Origin of the sequence: Halobacillus salinarum (assembly GCF_022919095.1) — a bacterium.
Lineage (GTDB): Bacteria > Bacillota > Bacilli > Bacillales > Halobacillaceae > Halobacillus_B > Halobacillus_B salinarum.
In genome coordinates this window covers 2,162,120-2,181,024 of sequence record NZ_CP095073.1, presented here as the reverse complement: position 1 = coordinate 2,181,024, position 18,905 = coordinate 2,162,120, and the positions used below count along the sequence as shown (strand labels likewise).

The following is an 18,905-nucleotide window of genomic DNA, read 5'->3' as shown; positions in this document are numbered from 1 at the left end:
TTATTTTAAACCTGCCCTCTTTTTTATGGACACACAAAAAAGTAGAGAAATGAATTCTTCTCTACTTTTTCGCAGCAGCAAGCGCAGGAAGTTATGTGTGTTTTCCTCAGTCAACTTGCCTTACAGCTGATTGAGTTCGATTTACTTTTCTTTTGCATAAGATAAGACTGGTTTACGAGCGGCCTGTGTTTCATCCATACGGCTCACGATCGTCGTATGAGGAGCATCCTGGACTTTTTCAGGATTTTCAACAGCTTCTTCAGCAATTTGAAGCATTGCATCAATAAAAGCATCCAATGTTTCTTTAGATTCAGTTTCTGTTGGTTCTACCATTAAAGCCTCTTCGACATTAATCGGGAAGTAAATGGTAGGTGGGTGATAACCGAAGTCCAATAACCGTTTCGCAATATCAAGAGTCCGCACCCCTAACTTCTTCTGTTTTTTTCCGGAAAGTACGAATTCATGCTTACAATGCTGATCAAATGGCAGCACGTATTGCTCCTGCAGGCGCCTCATCATATAATTCGCATTCAATACTGCATATTCACTAACTTTCTTCAATCCTTCAGCACCCATTGTGCGAATATACGTATAAGCTCTCACATTAATTCCAAAGTTTCCATAGTAAGGCTTAACCCTTCCGATAGACTGAGGACGATTGTAATCAAATACAAATTTCCCTTCTTCTTCGACGAGAAGCGGTTTCGGCAAATAAGCTGCCAGTTCTTCAGTCACTCCTACCGGGCCTGATCCTGGACCACCACCGCCGTGAGGACCAGTAAATGTTTTATGGAGATTTAAATGTACGACATCAAAACCCATATCTCCAGGTCTCGCATATCCTAAAATGGCATTTAAATTCGCGCCGTCATAATAAAGTTTTCCTCCGGCCTCGTGAATGATGGCTGCCATTTCTTCAATATTTTCTTCAAATAACCCCAGTGTGTTCGGATTCGTAAGCATCAAAGCGGCCGTGTGTTCATCAACTACACGTTTTAGATCTTCGAGATCGACTAATCCTTTATCGTTTGACTTTACAGTAACCGCTTCAAAACCTGCCACTGTCGCTGAAGCTGGATTCGTACCATGAGCAGAATCAGGGACAATCACTTTCGTACGATTGTAGTCTCCGCCGGCTTCATGGTAGGCCCGAATCATCATTAATCCTGTCCACTCTCCATGAGCTCCAGCGGCAGGCTGCAAGGTCACAGTATCCATTCCAGTTATCTGCTTTAATGATTCTTGTAAATCATACATTAGTTCCAGCGCTCCCTGTACCGTATCAATGGACTGATACGGATGGATGTGACTAAAACCTGTCAGCCTCGCTACATCTTCATTCATTTTCGGATTATATTTCATCGTACATGAGCCGAGCGGATAAAAGCCTGAATCTACTCCATGGTTGCGTGTTGATAAAGCGGTGTAGTGCCGCATTATCTGCAGTTCACTAACCTCCGGGAGCGCCGGCTCGCTTTTTCTAACATATTCATCCCCAAGCATCTCATCAATGTTACTTTCAGGTATATCAAACTCTGGTAAACTATAGCCGGTCCTGCTTTCCTGACTTAATTCAAATATTAGCGGGAAGTCTTGATTAGTCATGTTGGATGGCCCCCAATTCTTTAACGAATTCATCAATTTCTTGTTTTGTACGAACTTCAGTGACGGCGATCAGCATATGGTTTTCCAGGCTTTCGTCAACTTGTCCTAAATCGTATCCCCCGATAAAACCTTTATCAAGGAGCTTTCGATTAATTTCCTGAGGTGATTTCGTCCCTTTCACAACAACTTCATTAAATAATGACCCTTGGAAAGCTACCATCATACCTGCAGCTTCAAGCTGATTTTTTAAATATTGGGCTTTTTGTATGTTCATCCATGCCATTTTTCTAAGCCCTTGCTTTCCGAGTGAGGACATCGCAACCGAAGATGCAAGGGCATTCAACGCCTGATTGGAACAAATATTAGAAGTCGCTTTATCCCGGCGGATGTGCTGTTCTCTGGCCTGCAGTGTCAATACAAACCCTCTACGGCCTTCTTCATCCTGGGTTTGTCCTATTAAACGTCCCGGCACTTTCCGCATTAACTTTTTAGTGGTGGCGAAATAACCACAATGCGGCCCGCCAAACTGAGCTGGAATACCAAATACTTGGGTATCCCCAACAACAATATCACTTCCAAACTCCCCTGGAGGCGTCAAATAACCCAAAGCAAGCGGGTTGCTTGATGTAATCATCATGGCTTTCGTCTCTGTATCTACAATTTCACGAACCTTCGAAAGCGGCTCCACCTGCCCAAAAAAGTTAGGGTACTGCACGACTACACCAGCCGTGTTTTCATCAATTTCCTCTTCCAATTGCTTAAGATCTGTCAATCCTTCTTTATGATCGATTTCTACAATCTCAAGGTTAGGGCCTTTAACATAAGAATGAATAACAGCGAGTGATTCTGGATGAATAGCTTTAGAGACTAAAACTTTCTTTTTCTTTGTATGCCCTGCCGAAAGATTGACAGCCTCTGCAAGAGCCGTGCCTCCATCGTACATGGAGGAATTCGCTACATCCATTCCCGTTAACTCACATATCATCGTTTGAAATTCAAAAACAGCCTGCAATTCACCCTGAGAAATTTCCGGCTGATAAGGTGTGTAAGCTGTATAGAATTCTGATCTTGAAATAACATGGTCCACAATGGAAGGGATGTAATGATCATAAACCCCTGCTCCCAAAAAAGAAGTGTGGGATTTTACATTTACATTTTTTTCAGCTAACTGTGTCAATTCTTTCATTAGTGAAAATTCATTTTTTGGTGGTTTAATCGTAAGATCGCCTTTATATCTAACCTTCTCCGGAATATCTGCAAACAATTTTTCAGTCGTGTCAATGCCAATTACATCAAGCATTTCCTTTTTATCTTGTTCAGTCATTGGTAAATATCGAAATTCCATTTTTCTTCCCCCTCGAAATTCTTATCGTTTGTAAAAAGGTGTGGCCACGACTTTCGCTTTTAATCTTTTTTTACGAACTTGTACTTCCACCTCTGTCCCTTCCTCCGTGTACTTTCTGTTGAGCAGAGCAAGCCCGACATTTTTCCCTAAGGTCGGAGATTGTGTACCAGTTGTAACAAATCCAATTTTTTCATCGCCGTCAAACACCTCATAATCCGTACGGGGAATCCCTTTATCCAACATTTCAATACCCGCTAGTTTACGGGATAAGCCGGCTTCTTTTTGTTTTTTCAACGCTTCTTTCCCAATAAAATCTGAATTTTTGTTCAGCTTAACAGCGAATGAAAGGCCCGCTTCAAGCGGGGAAATTTCTGGACTCAGTTCCTGGCCGTAAAGAGCTAAATTAGCCTCAAAACGAAGCGTATCCCTCGCTCCAAGACCAACTGGCTGGACTCCGTATTCTTCCCCTGCTTTCAATATCGACTGCCAAAGAGCTGGACCTGATCCGGAAGGTAAGTAGATTTCAAAACCATCTTCTCCTGTATAACCGGTTCTGGAGACAAGTGCAGGATCGTTAACTCCAAAAATTTTCACATCTTTTGCAAAACGGAAAAATTTAATTTGACTGAGGTCATATTCTGTTATTGTTTGAAGCACTTCCTCAGCTTTCGGTCCTTGAATGGCAAGTTGTACGTACTCATCTGATACATCTTCAATCGTCACACCATCCGGCTGGTGTTTTTTCAGCCATTCTGTATCTTTTGTCCTATTAGCTGCGTTAACGACCAGTAAATATTCCTCTTCATCAAGCATATAAACGATTAAATCATCTACAGTTCCTCCACTCTCATAGCACAAAATGGTATATTGTGCTTTTCCAGGAGTGAGTTTTGAGACATCATTTGTCAGCATTTTTTGAAGAAAAGCCAGGCTGTTTTCTCCTTGCACTTTCACTTCACCCATATGGGAAACGTCAAATAAACCAGCCTTCGTGCGAGTAGCTTCGTGTTCTCCTTTTATACTGGTAAATTGGACCGGTAAGTCCCAGCCCCGAAATCAATTGTTTTGGCACCGGCTTTTTCATACTCTGGATACAAAGGGGTTCGCTTTAATTCAGCCATCCTGTCATTCCTCCCGTTTATTATTCGCTGCCTCTCGATCAGCTGCAAAATACGAATCGCTGTTCTAATCAAGAGAATCGATTACAATATTTCTGCATTAAAAAGAGACTCCAACAAATCGTTAGGAGTCTCTGTCCATTCACCAGAAAGTTTCACAACTATTGAAAGCGGATTCAAAGTCATTTGCTTCTTGGGTGGTCTACACGTGGTAAACTCTCTCCAGAGCCGCGTCCTACAGAGGTCTTTTTGCCTGAGAGATTCACATACTTTGTTTGCTCCTTCGGCGCTACATTCGTAGTCTCTCCCCCTGCAGTCATTCGCATTAGTATTTTATAAGTTTATATTGGACATACTAACCTGTAAAGCTCGGATCCTCTTGTATAATTCAGGTTTATTATAACATAGCCTTATTCGTGATTGACAAGATGTTTTCACGAATTATTTTTGTTTTTTTTAAGAAAACGTTCGGAGGTTGGCCAATGATACCAATAAATCATGATTCTACATTCATATTTGATTTAAAAAAGAATCTTAGCCATTCAGAACAGCTCGCCACCTGGAATGGGTTTAAGCTTGCCTATCAAGCGGGAGAAAATAAAACCGTTCCGTGTTTTGACGGCTTATTAGCTTTAAAGCATCTGCCTCATGTGGATTTTCTGGAACACCAAATTGAGGCAGCTGAAGCCGTTATCCATGAAATGAATGGTCGTGCCATACTTGCAGATGAAGTAGGGTTAGGAAAAACACTTGAAGCCGGATTAATTTTAAAAGAGTTAATGATTCGAGGTATTGCTAAAAAAGTACTCATTCTTACACCAGCCTCTCTTGTAAACCAGTGGATTCAGGAATTGAATGAAAAATTTTATATCCAGGCAGCTTCGCCTAGAAAGAAGAATACTGCCTGGCAGGAATGGGATATCGCTGTAACATCGATTGATATGGCAAAGAGAGAAAGCCATAAAGAAGAAATTCTTTCTATCGCATACGATTTAATCATTATTGATGAAGCGCATAAATTGAAAAACCACCAGACAAAAAACTACCAATTTGTCCAGTCTTTAAAGAAAACTTATTGTCTCTTGCTTACTGCTACACCGATCCAAAACAATCTGACTGATTTATTTAACCTTGTCTCTATTCTTAAGCCTGGATATTTAGGCAACCTTGCAGAATTTAAGAAAAAATACAAAAAAGAAGCTAAAAATAAAGCAAGCCAGGCACACATTCACGCATTACTTTCAAAATTAATGATAAGAAACAGACGAAAAGATACAGGCCTCGACTCCTCTAAGCGGATCGTCTCGAACGAATTGATTTCTTTTTCGGAAGAAGAAAAACAATTGTACGGAAAACTGGAGGAACTGAAGCCGCTCTATCCATCTTTTACTTGGCTTACTTTAGCAAAGGAACTTTGTTCTTCAAGAGAAGCCTGTTTTATGTCTTTAAAACAGTTATCTCAGAATGCTGAGCATACGGTAAAAGATAAGCTGGAAGAAATCATTACAGAACTGGAAACACTTCCTCACCATGCGAAAGCCAACCGAATGATAGAGATCATACAACAGTCCGATGAAAAGTTCATCGTGTTTACTGAATATCGTGCGACCCAATTTTATCTTCAATGGTATCTCCAGCAGCACGGCATCTCTTCGGTTCCGTTTAGCGGAAAGTTTAATAAAAGTAAGAGGGACTGGATGAAACAGCTATTTAAAAACCATGCCCAGGTTCTTATAGCTACAGAAGCAGGCGGAGAGGGCATAAACCTTCAATTCTGCCATCGGATGATCAACTACGATCTCCCGTGGAACCCTATGCGGTTAGAGCAGCGAATAGGAAGAATTCACCGTTTTGGCCAGGAAAAGAACGTCCAAATTTACAACTTTGCTGTGAAAGGTACAATTGAAGACCATATTATGAAAATGCTGTATGAAAAAATAGAAATGTTCCGTCATGCTGTCGGTGATCTTGACCAAATTCTTGAGCAAATCCCTGGCGGCTCTTTCGACCGGCAGATTCAAACCATTATTAATGAATCAGAAAGCCAGGGAGAGATCGATATAAAATTAAATAATTTAGTAAGTTATGTAGAATACTCTATCAATGAAAGGAAGGAAACCAGTTGAAGGAAAATCCCTACTATGAATTTGTGAAGCATTTTTTTCTTTCCTATGGATGTTCCATCGTCGAACAGAGTCCTTTCCATATGACCATTCAGCTTACAGCTGAAGTGGATGAAGAGTTGATGAATCGACCTTTTTATTGGCACTATATGAAAAAAATGAACCGCCAGGGGGAACCCATGCAGCTCACCTTTACTCATACAGACGCTGCTGACCAAGAAGGAATTTTCCTTCACCCTGGCAGCCCGACACTTCACAGAATCTACCGAATGGCAGTAGACAAAGGCAGAACGACACGACTTTATGAAACCATTGAACAACCGATAGAACAAAAAGCAATGACTCCATGGCTGATCCTTAACATTCAGCTTCAGTACCGGGGCAAGCAGACAAAGAATGAACAATTATCTATCGGACTGAACTTAATCAATGGCGGCATATTGGAAAATGTAATGGATAAAGTATGGAATGTTACCTTTGAACCAAAGGTTTCTGATTACACTTTCCCTATGACTCCAATTATCAGCCTGGAGAGCGGGTACCGCCGGATGGAAAACTATATAGAAAATTACGTTGCTGGACAAGATGACGCCTGGGTGAATGAATCTGAGGCACAACTGAGGGAAGAATTACATCTGCTTAAGCAGTTTGTACTTGAAGAAAATATGACGGATGAGGATTATTATAAGGAAAAGGAACAAATTGAAACGAGGTATAAACCACGGATTTCATTGTCTATCGTCAACGGGGGACTTTTCTATATCTCTCAGCAAACCAGCAATCAGCTTGTAGCCAATTCATAACAAAGGACAGGCTGTGACAGCCTGTCCTTTTTATTCGTTTCTTTATCTTAGATTCATAACTTCTTTCAGCTCTTCAAAAATTTTAGTGTTTTCATAAGTACCCGCGAAGTCTTCTGCCCCAGGTCCCATAGCAGTTAATGGTACAGTGACTGCCGTATGGCCTGTGGTTGTCCAGTCTATCATGAATTGACTGTCGGATTCAGCGACATCAAACGGTCCATCTTCTTTTGACATTCCATCGCCGCTTTCATCACTTTGACTGACATCTTCTATGGTAAGACCGCCGGTTTCATGGTCGGCTGCAACTAACACTAGTGTGTCACGATGTTTCTTCGCATAGTCTTTAGCAATCTGTACAGACTTGTCCAATTCCTGACCTGATTTAAGAGTTAAGTCAGCATTATTGGCGTGAGACATTTCATCAGTTGCTTCTTCTTCTACCATTAGGAAAAATCCGCGTTTGTTTTTAGAAAGAGTGTCGATCGATTTCTTTGTCATATCCGTAAGCGAGACTTCAGGGTCATATAGATCCCCTTCGCCTTCTGGATGTTTTTCAAACATTTCTTCATTAGCAAACAGTCCAAGAATTTTGTTATCTCTTGATTTCATAAGATCTTCCGTATTTGTTACATAATCATACCCCAGATGTTTCGCTTTTTTTACGAGGTTTCCTTGGGTGCCTTTACTTTTTTCAGAAGGATCTTTTTTAGGATTGTCCTGAAACTCGCCTTCTTCTCCTTCAGGATACCAGAAATCTTCCCCTCCTCCGAGCAGAACATCCACATGATTCATAAGATATTGTTTTGCAATGTCACTCTGCATGGAACGGTCGGTAACGTGAGACGCAAACGCCGCTGGTGTGGCATCTGTAATTTGACTGGTAGTTACAAGACCCGTAGATTTTCCTTTTCTTTCAGCCATTTCTAAGATCGTTTTAACTGGTTTTTTATCTTCGTTCACTCCCACTGCACCATTGTATGTCTTTACACCTGAAGCCATGGCTGTTGCTGCCGCAGCTGAATCTGTAACCATGGATGTAGAGGATGTATGAACCTGCCCAATGTAGGGCATATCGTTCATCGCTAGTTTTCCGTTAAGACCTTTTGCTGCGAGGCGGATAGCTTCACGATGAGCTGCTCCCATTCCATCCCCAATAAATACGATGACATTTTTGGCTTTACCGTAGTGATGATGATCATGGCCCCACCAGTGGTTCCCATTATCACCATTTGCATCAACCGCGCTGCCGAAACCGAGAGTCGAAACCAGGGCTAGCGATAATGCCGCTTTCATTAGAACGCCTTTTTTCTTTCCCATTTTCTTCACTCCTTCTAAGTAATGTCACCTTGATCATAAAATCTGAATATTAACATAGGTTTCAATTTTTGTAACTTTTACTCGAATTTCTATTTCAATTGTGTTAAAGTTTGTATGATTTTGGAACTAGGATCAAAAGCTTACTTCAGATAAAACCGGGTACAAAAAAAGACCTCAATCATTGTAAGATCAAGGTCAATAATTATGCTTTTTTCGATTTCTTCTCCACATTTTCAATGCCAGGGGTACGAGCCCAAACCAATAAGACGTCGATTTTTTTGAAGGCTTCGCTGCTTTTCTCTGCTGCTTTTCTTCTTTTGTCATGTGCATATATTTCAGCATTTCTTCTGTTAAATATTTTACGTAGTCGTCACTCTTCATATAGGTTCCCCTCTATCCAGCAAACTTAATTGCTAGTATAGCCTCAATGATGAGAGTTTAAACGTGCCACAATCTGCTTAGCAATTACTTCCGGTTTTTTATTATCTACGTCGATTACTATATCCGCTGTTTCCTTGTACAACGGCAGCCTTCCGGTAAAGTGCTCTTTCTTGTTATCATCATTCCCATTCCAAAGCGGACGTGTCTGATCATTCACCAACCGCTCACAAATCGTATCCCAGGAAGCATTCAAATAAATGACCACGCCTTTTTTTAACAATCTGCGGTTCTCTTCTTTCAGGATGACGCCTCCACCAGTTGAAATAATGCATTCTTCCGCTGTATTTTTAAGGAGTTCGGTTTCTTTCCTCCGGAAATATTCTTCCCCGAAATGCTCAAATATTTCCGGGATAGTTAATTCTTCCATCCGTTCAATTTCATGGTCCATTTCGATATAAGCCAAATTAAGCAATTGGCTTAACTGTTCAGCGACCGTTGATTTTCCACTTCCCATATATCCAGTTAAAAAAAGCTTCATTATCTTCCCTCCAAATTTTTTTCAGATTATGCAGGATTATGTAAGAGCATGTCGAAAATAGTAAAGGTAAAATTCATGAAATGAGGTGATACATTGTTGTGGACTCAATAGCAAATCAAGCAAGGGGAGTCATCATTTCCGCCATCCAGCAGACTGCTTCCGACATTCACTTTTCTGCCTGCAGCGATACAGCTACGATCCATTTCCGCATCCATGGTAAAAGAATTTACCACTCCTCCTTATCTCTTCCATCCTATCAGAAAATGCTTGCATACTTTAAATTTGCTTCTGGTATGGATATTGGTGAAAGGACTCGTCCTCAAAATGGTACGATACAACACCGGTCAGGGCAAGCTGTTTATGATCTGCGTCTTTCCACGCTGCCAATCATCGGCACTGAGAGTTTAGCCATCCGAATCCTCACCCCTGCAGAAGATCTTCCTCTCGAACGATTATTTTTATTTCCCGCCCAACTACACCATATGAAGAGCTGGTTTAAAGAAACGAGTGGCATGATTTTGTTTACCGGTGCCACCGGAAGCGGCAAAACGACTACATTGTATGCTCTGCTTCAATCCCTCATGCAGCAGCAGTCTTACCAGGCGATTACATTGGAAGATCCGATTGAAAAAAATTTAAATCATATCATTCAGGTTCAAGTGAATGAAAGAGCCGGGATCACCTATGATTCTGGATTAAAAGCTGCGCTTAGACATGATCCTGATTTATTAATGGTTGGGGAAATCAGAGATCCTAAAACCGCTCAATTCGCGGTAAGGGCAGCCCTCAGCGGCCATCTTGTTATCAGTACCATACATGCTAAAAATGCTTTTGGCACAATCCGCAGACTGATGGAAATGCAGATAAAGCAAAGTGATTTGGAACAAACTCTGATCGCCATAGCCGCCCAACAGCTCCTTCCGGTTGCAGGTCAAGAACATCTGCCTAAGCGGGCAGCTATATTAGAAATGCTCGATGGTACTCTTCTCTCAAATGCCTTGACGAACCAAGCCATCCCCCATTACCCACAATCCCGCACTTTTTCTTCATTAAGGAGGAAAGCCTATGCCCTCGGATTTACTTCCCCTGATCAAATTTAAGTCGGCCTCAGCAAAACTTGCCACGTCCACACAACTGCTCTTTTTTCACCGTACAGGTACCTTGCTTCACAAAGGCTATCCACTAATCGAAGCTTTAAAGATGGCAAGCTGGGATGCTGCTCTTAAGCCTGTTGCAGCAATCATTATTGAACATCTAACCCGCGGAGATCCTATCGATGTCGCTTTTCAAAACGCACGCTTTTCTCAGAATATCGTTCACTTCCTATATTTCGGAAGACTCCACCACGACCTTCCTTTTCTTTTTCAACAGTGTAAAGATCTTCTCCGGCTGCAAAAAGAGTACACGACAAAACTGAAGCAAGCCATCAGGTACCCCTTCATTCTTTTTCTCTTTCTAACCGTTGGCTTTACAATTATTAAACAGAACATCCTCCCAAACTTTCAAGCGTTATTTGCAGGTACGAACCAGCAGCCTTTCACATTTTTATTTATTCAACTTGTTAATGGCTTCATAAATGGCCTGCTGATTCTTCTCATCCTTATTACGGGGTTATTCCTCCTTTGGAAAATGGTTAAGCCCAAGCTTGTACTTGAGAAAAGGATGAAGATATATGAACGGATTCCTCTTTGGAAAAGCTATAAACAATTTTTATTCACTTTCCTGTTTTCCACTCATTTAAGTTCTTTGTTGGCCGCCGGTCTCACGCTGAGAGCGTCTCTTGGAATTATAGCTAAGCAGGAGAAATACCCTGAGCTTGCCTATTACGGCTGTTTGATTTTGACAAACCTTGAACGAGGGAATTCACTGGGGCAGGCGGTTCATTCATGCGTCCTCTTTAGAGATGAAATGACTTCGTTGTTTCACCACACCAATGATTTAGAAGCATTAAGCCAAGAACTCAGCACTTTGTCCCAATTTTTAATGGAAATGCTCCAAGACCGATTAACGATGCTTCTACAGTATATCCAACCTGTATTTTTTATGATGATTGCAGTGATCATTATCGTAATCTATGCTTCGATTATGCTGCCGCTATATGAATGGATGCAGCAAATTTAAACAAAGGAGCGTTTATAAATGAGAAATGAAAAAGGCTTTACATTAATAGAAATGCTCATTGTTTTGTTGATCATTTCCATCTTATTGATCATCACCATACCGAATATTACAAAAAATAATGAAACGATTCGTGCTAAAGGCTGCGAAGCTCTAGTTCTCACAGCCGATGCCCAGGTAGAATCCTATTATTTAGAAAATCACTCTTATCCGGAAACACTCCAGGTTTTAGCTGATGATGGGTACTTAAAACAAACCACCTGCCCGAACGGAAAGGAATTGCAGTATGACAAAACCACCGGTAAAGTATCTGAACCTGCCAAAGAGGAAGAGTGATTTTAATAACAGAGGTTTTACTTTAGCAGAAATGCTGATTGTGCTATTGATATGGAGTTTGCTCGCTGCCATTGTACTTCCCCTGCAGCACCAGGTATTTACAAAAATCGAAACAGATCAATATCTCAGGCAGTTCAAGCTTGACGTGTTAGCTGCCCAGCAGCTGACGATGCAGAACCACTCTTATTATTGGATTATGATTCGAGAGGAAAAAAACGATTATTACTTATACGACTACCTTCATCGAAACACCGTCTTCCATCATCATTTTCCTGATAATTGGAAACTCCAATTAACCACGCTCCCTGCGAAAATTCAATTCTCTGCAAAAGGCACCATAAAAAACCCAGGGACGATGTTTATTAGTCCGCCAAATCAATCCTATAAAGTTGTGTTCCCTTTTGGAAGAGGGAGGATGAAAGTGATTGAACAATAAAGGCTTTACCCTCTTAGAAGTCATGTGTTCCTTTACACTGCTTTTTACAGTATTCACCCTTATCCTTCCTATCCTTATACATGTAAGAATGGAAGAAAATCATCTAGCACTAAAAAGGGAAGCAATCACTCTTCTACATTCACACCTGCAATCAACAGATACGGTGCCCTCATATTTCACAACTGAACAAGGGATCACCATTAACATCATAAGGGAGGAAGCTTTCATTACAGGGTGTGCGGATTGGGAGGGTGCTGAGAAGGAGATCTGCTTATATGAAAGGGCAAAATGAAAAGGGATTTACAATGGCAGAAACATTAGTCAGTCTCGTTATTACCATAATGATACTAGGGCTTGCCCTGCCTCTTTTCCCTTTGTTGGATTGGAAAGATTACGAAAAGGAACTTGAGGTAAGGCAGTGTTTTTTATTTATTCAAGATGAACTTAATGAAGCCTCTACCATTGAATTTACAAGCACTGAACTAGTTGTTACAAATGGAGATGGCGACCAGATTTATTTGGAGCAGTATTCCGACCAGATTAGACGGAGGGTGAATGGAAAAGGGAATGAATTACTTTTAGGAGGCATAAGTCAAATAAGTTATCTTCTAACGGAATCGGAGGAGGCTCTTGAGCTTAAAATTACATTGAAGGGAGGGAAAACCTTTGCAGGTCAACTCTATCTCCCTTTTAAAAAATGAGCGTGGAGTGATTTATCCTTTTGTTTTCGGACTATGTTTTTTAGTCATTACCGTTACGATGTTTAGTGCCCTTCAGTATAAATCGAATGTTACTTATACCGAAAACCTGGAAGCAGCCTATATGTACCAAAGCCTGTTTGAAACAGGGCATCGCGAACTGATCGAGTTAATTAAAACTAACAAGCTGGACAAGCTCGCTTCTTCCTATACTTTTTATTCACCTTTAGGAACCGCCAGTGCCACGTGTGCATTTGTTCAAGAGACCAAGTATGCATGTACATGGCAAATGGAAATAAACGATGGAAAAACTAAATTAGTCAGTCAGTCCTATGACCTCACTCTGCTGCAATAAAAATAACCATCGTCTACAAGCAAGCGAACGATGATTATTTCTCTATATCTTTAATAATCTTTTCAAAACTTCCTGCTCCTTATGATATTTTTTCAATAAAATTCTCCCGGTGATTGGTAATACTTCGCAGCCCTTCAGGATTATATCCGATCACCAGCTTTTCTCCATCTGTGAGAATTGGACGCCGTAACAACTTAGGCTTTTCAGCTACTAATTCAAGGAATTCACTTACTGAAAGCTCATTGATGTCGATGTCGAGCGCTTTGAATTCTTTGCTTCGTTTTGCAAGAATTTCATCAATCCCCTCAGTCGTTAAAGCTAGTATTTTCTTAAGTTCTTCAGCACTTGGAGTATTCTTAAATAAGTGCTGTTCAGAAAAATCCACGTTTTGGTTCTTGAGCCATGATTTCGTCCTTCGGCAAGAAGTACAGCTTGGATATGTGTAAAATTTTAGCCCATTCATATTTTCCCCTCCACCCTTCGATATTGTATAGTCATTGTATAACCTTTGTACAATATTTTAAACTTCTTTTTCATAAAATCAAGAAGGGAATAAATCCTTTTAGTTTTTTGGATAAGTTGGTAAGAAAGGGCTTATGCATATTTCAGTGTCTTTTACCCATACTGAAAGTAAAGAAAGCGGATTCTCACTTATATTTACAATCCTTTAAGGGTCGTTTATAATAATGAAGAGAGTCTATCGATTAAAGGAGGGGAAAAGCATGGACCGTATGTTTCGCGTGCTGGCATTCTGGACTGGGATTTTTACTGTGATGTTTTATGCAGGAGGCATGATGGAAGCAGCCATCTTATCCTTAGTTCAAACGGCCTTTTTCCTTACTGTAGGATTCCTTAAACTGTCTGAACGTATGTACATTTACATATTTTTCTCATACTTGACAGTGTTTATGATCGGCTTCACCTATTACTCAACGTTTATTTTAGTTCCAGGGTTTGAGTAAAAGAAAAGTGCTATCCTCTGGCGGATAGCACTTTTTTAATTGTGATACTAATAGTATTGAGCAAGCTGCCCTGCTACTCACTCTAAACAAAGAATGGATTTTCTGATTTTTCTTCTTCGACAGTCGTTGGCAGACCGTGGCCCGGATAGATTCTCATATCGTTACGAAGACTGAAGAGCTGTGTTTGAATGCTATGCTCCAGTTCTTCACGGTTTCCACCTGGAAGATCAGTTCTACCCATTCCACGTTGGAAAAGTGTATCTCCCGCTACGGTAAAACGCTGGTTACGAAATACAAAGGATACACTGCCTGGCGAGTGTCCTGGAGTGTGACGAACTTCAAAGCTGAAAGAACCAATCGTTAACATCCCCGGCTCGAGGAAATGATCAGCAGCTGAGGCAGTAATTTCCCCTGTCTGAAACAATCCAGAACCATTTAACTGTGGATCCATAAGCCAGTCCGCTTCTGCCTGATGCAGATAAACAGGTACCTTATAGGCTTCTCTTGCTTCGTCTACAGCTCCAATATGATCAAAATGTGCATGAGTGAGTAAGATAGCTTCTACTTTCAGCTCTTTATCTCTAAGGAAATGATCCAGTTTCTTAAAATCCCCACCTGGATCAATGACAAGAGCCCTGTAATTTTCATAAATAATGTAAGCGTTTGTAGCCATTGGCCCTAAAGGAAGCCGGGCTATTTTCAACATAGGGTAGACACCTCTCTTTATATTGTATAAAATACATATAGAATAACTCGACACCATTCTATCTATACTATAGAATGAATAGGAATGAAAATGCGCTACATACAGTATAACATCGTATTTTTTCAGGTGTACATTAGATCAGATTTAGGGGGTGCTGAATATGGTAACAGGGATCATTCTTCTAATCGTTTCAATTCTTTGTGTTTTAGCAGTTTTTCGGGAATTTAAATCAAAAAATTTCTTCGCCGTCTTATTTGCCGGTGCTTCAGCATTGGTTTTCGGATGGTTCTCGATTATGACTATTTATTCAAACCTTTTCAGTTAATCAAAAAATCCCAGCTTATCAAAGCTGGGTTTTTTAGTTTTTCTCAATTTTCTGCGGTGGAATCAGCTGTTTCCTATCGTTAAAAAAGAATCTGTACATGACCAGTGTGATAAACATAGCACTTAAAGAAACGGAAGAAAATATACTTAAGGATATAACTAACTGATATTTAATCGCCATTACAGGGGCTACTCCACCTAAAATCAGCCCCGTCATCATACCCGGCAGCTGCACGAGACCAATGGTTTTTAGTCCGTCTACATTAGGAATCAATGCAGCGTTCAATGTTTTTTGGACGATCAAATGCGAAGCCTGTTTCGGTTCAGCGCCCAGCGATAAAGCTGCCATCAGCTTTCCGCGATTGCTGGAAAATTCATCTTTCATTCTTTCCAAAGCCAGCCCCATCGCCACCATGCTGTTTCCAATCACCATACCGCTCATAGGAATCACTTGGGAAGGAATAAACTCTACCAAATCAAAAATCAGCCATAGCGAAAGAACTCCTGTTTCAATAATTAACAGCCCGATGAAGATCACTAGCAATACATGAGGAAGTTCTTTCCCTTTGTACCGTGCATGAAAGCTTGCAATAATCATCATAATCCCCACCATTAATGGAATCCCGATCAAGGCAGGCAAATCAAAAAGATAGGTTAAAATATAGCCGATTGCAAAAAGCTGGAGCGTTCCTCTTACCGTAGACCAAAGGATGCTTTTGTTCAGACCTAATTGATAAAAATAAGATAGCGTTAAGGGAATGAGCACAAATATTGATAAAAATAACAAAGATTGATTGGATACTTCAGGATTCAAATTTTAGTCCCCCTATTCTTTTAAAAACTCCGCGAGCATGTTCGTTTGCGGGGAGTTTAGCATATTCTTTATAGGACCATCTTCTTGAATCCGTCCCTCTTTAATAAACAACCCTCGCGTGCCCAATCGCGCTGCCTGACTAAGGTTATGCGTGACCATAATCATAGTGAGCTTGTTTTCATCAATTAACCTTTTCAACACGGCTTCAATCTCTTCTGCTGTTCTGTAATCAAGAGCACTCGTCGGCTCATCCAAAAGAAGTACTTCAGGTGAATTCGCTAATGTCCTGGCTAATGATACCCTCTGCTGTTCTCCTCCTGAGAGCTGATCTGCATCTTTGTGTAAATAGTTATGAGGCAGCCGGACGTAATCAAGCAGCTTCTCGGCCATATTATCCTCCCAACCTTGATGAAGTGCCGGACCGTACTTTAAATTATCTAACACGGTCCCCGGAAACAAATTCGGTGACTGCAGAACCAGCCCCACTTTTCTTCTTAATTCTGGAATCGGCTGCTCGCTAATCGGTTTACCTTGATAAAGTATCGTTCCTTGATCAGGATCTTGCAGGCGGTTAAATAAAAACAATAAAGTGCTTTTACCCGCTCCTGAAGGGCCGAAAAAGATAACTTTTTCATTTTTTTCAATCGTGAAATTAATTTCACGCAAAGGGTGCTGAAAGACGTTCTCAAATCGAAACACATGCAAGTTCCTTTCTGCAAATCATTTATAGTTCTACTTTTCTCTACCTATCGTTAATTATGTAAGTCCCATTTGTCAATGAGGTAAATAAATAAAAACGGGCCGGATATGGCGAGTATCCGGCCCATTCTTATCCATTATTATCAATCTGGTTAAATTCATAGAAGCGAAGGAGGTCTCCGTAAATGATTGAATCGGAATAATCCAATTCTTTGTTTGCTTTTTCGGTCAATGGTTTACATTGATCCTCCTGATCATCAGACACCAGCTTACCTGTTTTGCGATCGAAGCATTGACTATCTGTATAAACATACTGATCACCAACCACGCTGCCGTCCCTAAGCGCAATAAATCCTTTACGATCTTTCCTGAATAAATCCTGACCGAAACCAAGATCTCCTTTATTTTCAATACCTAACAAATGCAAAAGAGTGGGTTTAACGTCAATTTGACCCGCAATATTTTCCTGCACTTCCCCTTTATCATAGCCGGGAATATGAATCATGAAAGGAACGCGCTGTAACTGGACATGTTCATATCCGTTCACTTCTTTTCCCAGGAATTTACCCATCGCTTTATTATGAAATTCGCTGATTCCATAATGATCTCCCATTAAAATAATAATGGAGTTTTCATACAGTCCCTCTCTTTTCAGTTTGTTAAAAAAGGATTCCACCGCTTCATCGGTGTATCTTACTGTTTGGAAGTACTGATTTAATGTTTCAGAGCCTGAATCGAATTTATCAACATGCGCCTGGTTCTGTGGCATTTCAAACGGAAAATGGTTCGTCAAGGTAATAAATTTACTGTAGAATGGCTGATCTAATTTTTTTAGATAAGGGATGGATTGGTTGAAAAAAGCTTTATCCTCAAGGCCCCACCCAATCTTATTTTGAGGTGTTTCCTCAAATGCATTTTCATCATAGAAATGATCATAGCCAATATTGTCATACATCACATCTCTATTCCAGAAACTGCGGTTATTTGCATGAAATACAGATGTATAATAATCATTCTCATTCAACATTTCGGGCAAGGAATGGTATTCATTTTGAGCATTGGTAAAATAGACAGCACCCCTGCCAAGCGGATACATCGAGTTTTCTATTAAAAACTCTGAATCCGATGTCTTCCCTTGTGCGGTCTGATGATAAAAGTTTTTAAACCAAAACGTATCGCTGCTTTCCTTTAAATCATTCAAAAAGGGAGTCGTCTCTTTTCCATTAATTTTTGAATCCAATACGAAATTTTGGAAAGATTCCAGGCTGATAAAAATTACATTTCTACCTTTCGCTGCCCCAAACAGCTCCGACTTCTTGTCCGGCTGGACATCTTTATCCATGTACCCTTCCACTTCACTGATTTCGCTCCCATCTGCAAATACTCGTTGGGCTTTCGTTTTAGTCTGCATCGTTGAATCATAGATGTGATAGTTAAATAAGCCGATATTTTTAACGAGATACTCTCTGTCAAAAGTACGGACAAACAGCATAGGTCGCTCCATTTCCGCTAGCGTCACATTACCCGCAAGCAAAAGAAAGGTCACAGCAGTTGCCGCTAATTTACTGGATTTTGAGAACTCAACATGCATATTAAAAGAAGGTTTACTTAAATACCAAATGACGAGCACATCTAAAAATAGAAGCAAATCCGGCCAATGGATCAACGTAGAAATACTAGAGGACAAATCTGCCGCATTATTGCCTTGAAATAGTACGGGGATTGTTATAAAGTCTGTAAAATTCCGATAAAACAATAAGTTAAAATATATAATCAGCGTGCCTGTCAGAGCAGCCCATCTTAAAAACTTCCGCTGTTTACGGGGCTGAAACCAGACACTGATAGCAAACACCAAATAGGCACTGGCTATTGGATTGATAAGAAGAATGAATTCCTGCAGAGGGTTGTCAATCGACAAATCAAACATAAACCGGTACACAATGTATGTTTTTATTCCAAATAGAATGGTTGCAATTATAAATAAAGGAGTTTTCCTGTTATTTAATTGCATATGGCTTCCTCCTCTGAATCATTCTGCTGTATCTTTTACAAATGTCTTACTGTTATTTTAGTTCAACTTTACTCTTTCCACGTAGAATTAATATTAAACGATTTCTCTTCATATGACGAAGATTTTACCACAAAAGTTTCATTTTCGGTGAAAATTCATTGATTTGTTATAGAACTGCTAACCTTTTGTAATAAGTGAAAATGCTACGAAATACCC

The 18,905-nt window shown here is 40.4% G+C and carries 21 protein-coding genes, 1 pseudogene and 2 riboswitches; of the genes and pseudogenes, 11 read left to right on the top strand and 11 right to left on the bottom strand.

Annotated elements, in window-relative coordinates; all coding sequences use genetic code 11:
• Positions 1 to 141 precede the first annotated feature (141 nt).
• From gcvPB to gcvT, 3 genes and pseudogenes are all read right to left on the bottom strand, one after another.
• Positions 142 to 1,605: an aminomethyl-transferring glycine dehydrogenase subunit GcvPB gene (gene gcvPB / locus MUN89_RS11145; RefSeq protein ID WP_244707739.1), complete on the bottom strand. Its 1,464-nt coding sequence runs from the start codon at positions 1,603 to 1,605 to the stop codon at positions 142 to 144.
• The gene (gene gcvPA, locus MUN89_RS11140; RefSeq protein WP_244707737.1) at positions 1,598 to 2,950 is read right to left on the bottom strand and encodes an aminomethyl-transferring glycine dehydrogenase subunit GcvPA; all 1,353 of its coding nucleotides are present in this window, start codon (positions 2,948 to 2,950) and stop codon (positions 1,598 to 1,600) included. The genes gcvPB and gcvPA overlap by 8 nt, the downstream gene beginning before the upstream one ends.
• Before the next feature lie 21 nt (positions 2,951 to 2,971).
• Positions 2,972 to 4,071 (bottom strand): annotated as a pseudogene (gcvT, locus tag MUN89_RS11135) (glycine cleavage system aminomethyltransferase GcvT).
• A 129-nt stretch (positions 4,072 to 4,200) separates the two neighbouring features.
• A riboswitch (glycine riboswitch) is annotated at positions 4,201 to 4,296 on the bottom strand.
• Positions 4,297 to 4,299: 3 nt separating this feature from the next.
• A riboswitch (glycine riboswitch) is annotated at positions 4,300 to 4,388 on the bottom strand.
• 162 nt (positions 4,389 to 4,550) lie between these two features.
• On the opposite strand from gcvT, the gene MUN89_RS11130 reads away from it, so the two are divergent.
• Together MUN89_RS11130 and MUN89_RS11125 are read left to right on the top strand one after the other, a co-directional pair.
• Positions 4,551 to 6,194: a DEAD/DEAH box helicase gene (locus MUN89_RS11130; RefSeq protein WP_244707735.1), complete on the top strand. Its 1,644-nt coding sequence runs from the start codon at positions 4,551 to 4,553 to the stop codon at positions 6,192 to 6,194.
• The gene (locus MUN89_RS11125) at positions 6,191 to 6,994 is read left to right on the top strand and encodes a YqhG family protein (RefSeq protein ID WP_244707733.1); all 804 of its coding nucleotides are present in this window, start codon (positions 6,191 to 6,193) and stop codon (positions 6,992 to 6,994) included. The genes MUN89_RS11130 and MUN89_RS11125 overlap by 4 nt, the downstream gene beginning before the upstream one ends.
• A 42-nt stretch (positions 6,995 to 7,036) precedes the next feature.
• Here MUN89_RS11125 and MUN89_RS11120 read toward each other — a convergent pair whose 3' ends face one another.
• From MUN89_RS11120 to MUN89_RS11110, 3 genes are all read right to left on the bottom strand, one after another.
• A complete protein-coding gene (locus MUN89_RS11120; protein ID WP_244707731.1) occupies positions 7,037 to 8,311 on the bottom strand; it encodes an alkaline phosphatase in 1,275 nt (424 codons plus the stop codon).
• Positions 8,312 to 8,506: 195 nt separating this feature from the next.
• Positions 8,507 to 8,692 carry a YqzE family protein gene (locus MUN89_RS11115; protein ID WP_244707730.1) on the bottom strand — a complete coding sequence of 62 codons (186 nt, stop codon included), beginning with the start codon at positions 8,690 to 8,692 and terminating at the stop codon, positions 8,507 to 8,509.
• Between the two features lie 43 nt (positions 8,693 to 8,735).
• Positions 8,736 to 9,230, bottom strand: a complete 495-nt coding sequence (locus tag MUN89_RS11110) for a shikimate kinase (protein WP_244707728.1) — start codon at positions 9,228 to 9,230, stop codon at positions 8,736 to 8,738.
• 98 nt (positions 9,231 to 9,328) lie between these two features.
• Here MUN89_RS11110 and comGA point away from each other — a divergent pair, with 98 nt between their 5' ends.
• The 7 genes from comGA to MUN89_RS11080 are packed head-to-tail and all read left to right on the top strand — an operon-like array spanning position 9,329 to position 13,173.
• Positions 9,329 to 10,330, top strand: coding sequence for a competence type IV pilus ATPase ComGA (comGA, locus tag MUN89_RS11105; RefSeq protein ID WP_244707726.1), 1,002 nt, complete (start codon positions 9,329 to 9,331; stop codon positions 10,328 to 10,330).
• Positions 10,296 to 11,351: a type II secretion system F family protein gene (locus MUN89_RS11100; RefSeq protein ID WP_244707724.1), complete on the top strand. Its 1,056-nt coding sequence runs from the start codon at positions 10,296 to 10,298 to the stop codon at positions 11,349 to 11,351. The genes comGA and MUN89_RS11100 overlap by 35 nt, the downstream gene beginning before the upstream one ends.
• 18 nt (positions 11,352 to 11,369) lie before the next feature.
• Positions 11,370 to 11,684 carry a competence type IV pilus major pilin ComGC gene (gene comGC, locus MUN89_RS11095; protein WP_244707722.1) on the top strand — a complete coding sequence of 105 codons (315 nt, stop codon included), beginning with the start codon at positions 11,370 to 11,372 and terminating at the stop codon, positions 11,682 to 11,684.
• On the top strand, positions 11,635 to 12,120 hold the full coding sequence (comGD, locus tag MUN89_RS11090; RefSeq protein ID WP_244707720.1) for a competence type IV pilus minor pilin ComGD: 486 nt from the start codon (positions 11,635 to 11,637) through the stop codon (positions 12,118 to 12,120). The genes comGC and comGD overlap by 50 nt, the downstream gene beginning before the upstream one ends.
• 22 nt (positions 12,121 to 12,142) lie before the next feature.
• The gene (locus tag MUN89_RS22080; RefSeq protein WP_396266109.1) at positions 12,143 to 12,412 is read left to right on the top strand and encodes a hypothetical protein; all 270 of its coding nucleotides are present in this window, start codon (positions 12,143 to 12,145) and stop codon (positions 12,410 to 12,412) included.
• Positions 12,396 to 12,821 carry a competence type IV pilus minor pilin ComGF gene (locus MUN89_RS11085; RefSeq protein WP_244707718.1) on the top strand — a complete coding sequence of 142 codons (426 nt, stop codon included), beginning with the start codon at positions 12,396 to 12,398 and terminating at the stop codon, positions 12,819 to 12,821. Before MUN89_RS22080 ends, MUN89_RS11085 begins: the two co-directional genes overlap by 17 nt.
• The gene (locus tag MUN89_RS11080; RefSeq protein ID WP_244707716.1) at positions 12,787 to 13,173 is read left to right on the top strand and encodes a hypothetical protein; all 387 of its coding nucleotides are present in this window, start codon (positions 12,787 to 12,789) and stop codon (positions 13,171 to 13,173) included. The genes MUN89_RS11085 and MUN89_RS11080 overlap by 35 nt, the downstream gene beginning before the upstream one ends.
• Positions 13,174 to 13,252: 79 nt before the next feature.
• Here the strand turns inward: MUN89_RS11080 and MUN89_RS11075 are convergent, their stop codons facing one another.
• A complete protein-coding gene (locus tag MUN89_RS11075; RefSeq protein WP_244707715.1) occupies positions 13,253 to 13,636 on the bottom strand; it encodes a Spx/MgsR family RNA polymerase-binding regulatory protein in 384 nt (127 codons plus the stop codon).
• 259 nt (positions 13,637 to 13,895) lie between these two features.
• Between MUN89_RS11075 and MUN89_RS11070 the strand changes: the two genes are divergently transcribed.
• Positions 13,896 to 14,135 (top strand): DUF2626 domain-containing protein, encoded by a 240-nt coding sequence (locus MUN89_RS11070; RefSeq protein ID WP_244707713.1) that lies wholly within the window; start codon positions 13,896 to 13,898, stop codon positions 14,133 to 14,135.
• An 82-nt stretch (positions 14,136 to 14,217) separates the two neighbouring features.
• On the opposite strand, the gene MUN89_RS11065 is transcribed toward MUN89_RS11070, so the two are convergent.
• Entirely contained in the window at positions 14,218 to 14,841 is a 624-nt protein-coding gene (locus tag MUN89_RS11065) for an MBL fold metallo-hydrolase (protein ID WP_244707711.1), read from the bottom strand.
• A gap of 160 nt (positions 14,842 to 15,001) precedes the next feature.
• Here MUN89_RS11065 and MUN89_RS11060 point away from each other — a divergent pair, with 160 nt between their 5' ends.
• On the top strand, positions 15,002 to 15,166 hold the full coding sequence (locus tag MUN89_RS11060; RefSeq protein ID WP_244707709.1) for a DUF2759 domain-containing protein: 165 nt from the start codon (positions 15,002 to 15,004) through the stop codon (positions 15,164 to 15,166).
• 33 nt (positions 15,167 to 15,199) lie between these two features.
• Here MUN89_RS11060 and MUN89_RS11055 read toward each other — a convergent pair whose 3' ends face one another.
• The 3 genes from MUN89_RS11055 to MUN89_RS11045 form a co-directional block, all read right to left on the bottom strand.
• Positions 15,200 to 15,979 carry an ABC transporter permease gene (locus MUN89_RS11055; RefSeq protein WP_244707707.1) on the bottom strand — a complete coding sequence of 260 codons (780 nt, stop codon included), beginning with the start codon at positions 15,977 to 15,979 and terminating at the stop codon, positions 15,200 to 15,202.
• Positions 15,980 to 15,991: 12 nt separating this feature from the next.
• A complete protein-coding gene (locus MUN89_RS11050) occupies positions 15,992 to 16,678 on the bottom strand; it encodes an ABC transporter ATP-binding protein (protein ID WP_244707705.1) in 687 nt (228 codons plus the stop codon).
• Positions 16,679 to 16,808: 130 nt separating this feature from the next.
• Positions 16,809 to 18,689, bottom strand: coding sequence for an LTA synthase family protein (locus MUN89_RS11045; RefSeq protein WP_244707703.1), 1,881 nt, complete (start codon positions 18,687 to 18,689; stop codon positions 16,809 to 16,811).
• Between the last annotated feature and the right edge of the window lie 216 nt (positions 18,690 to 18,905).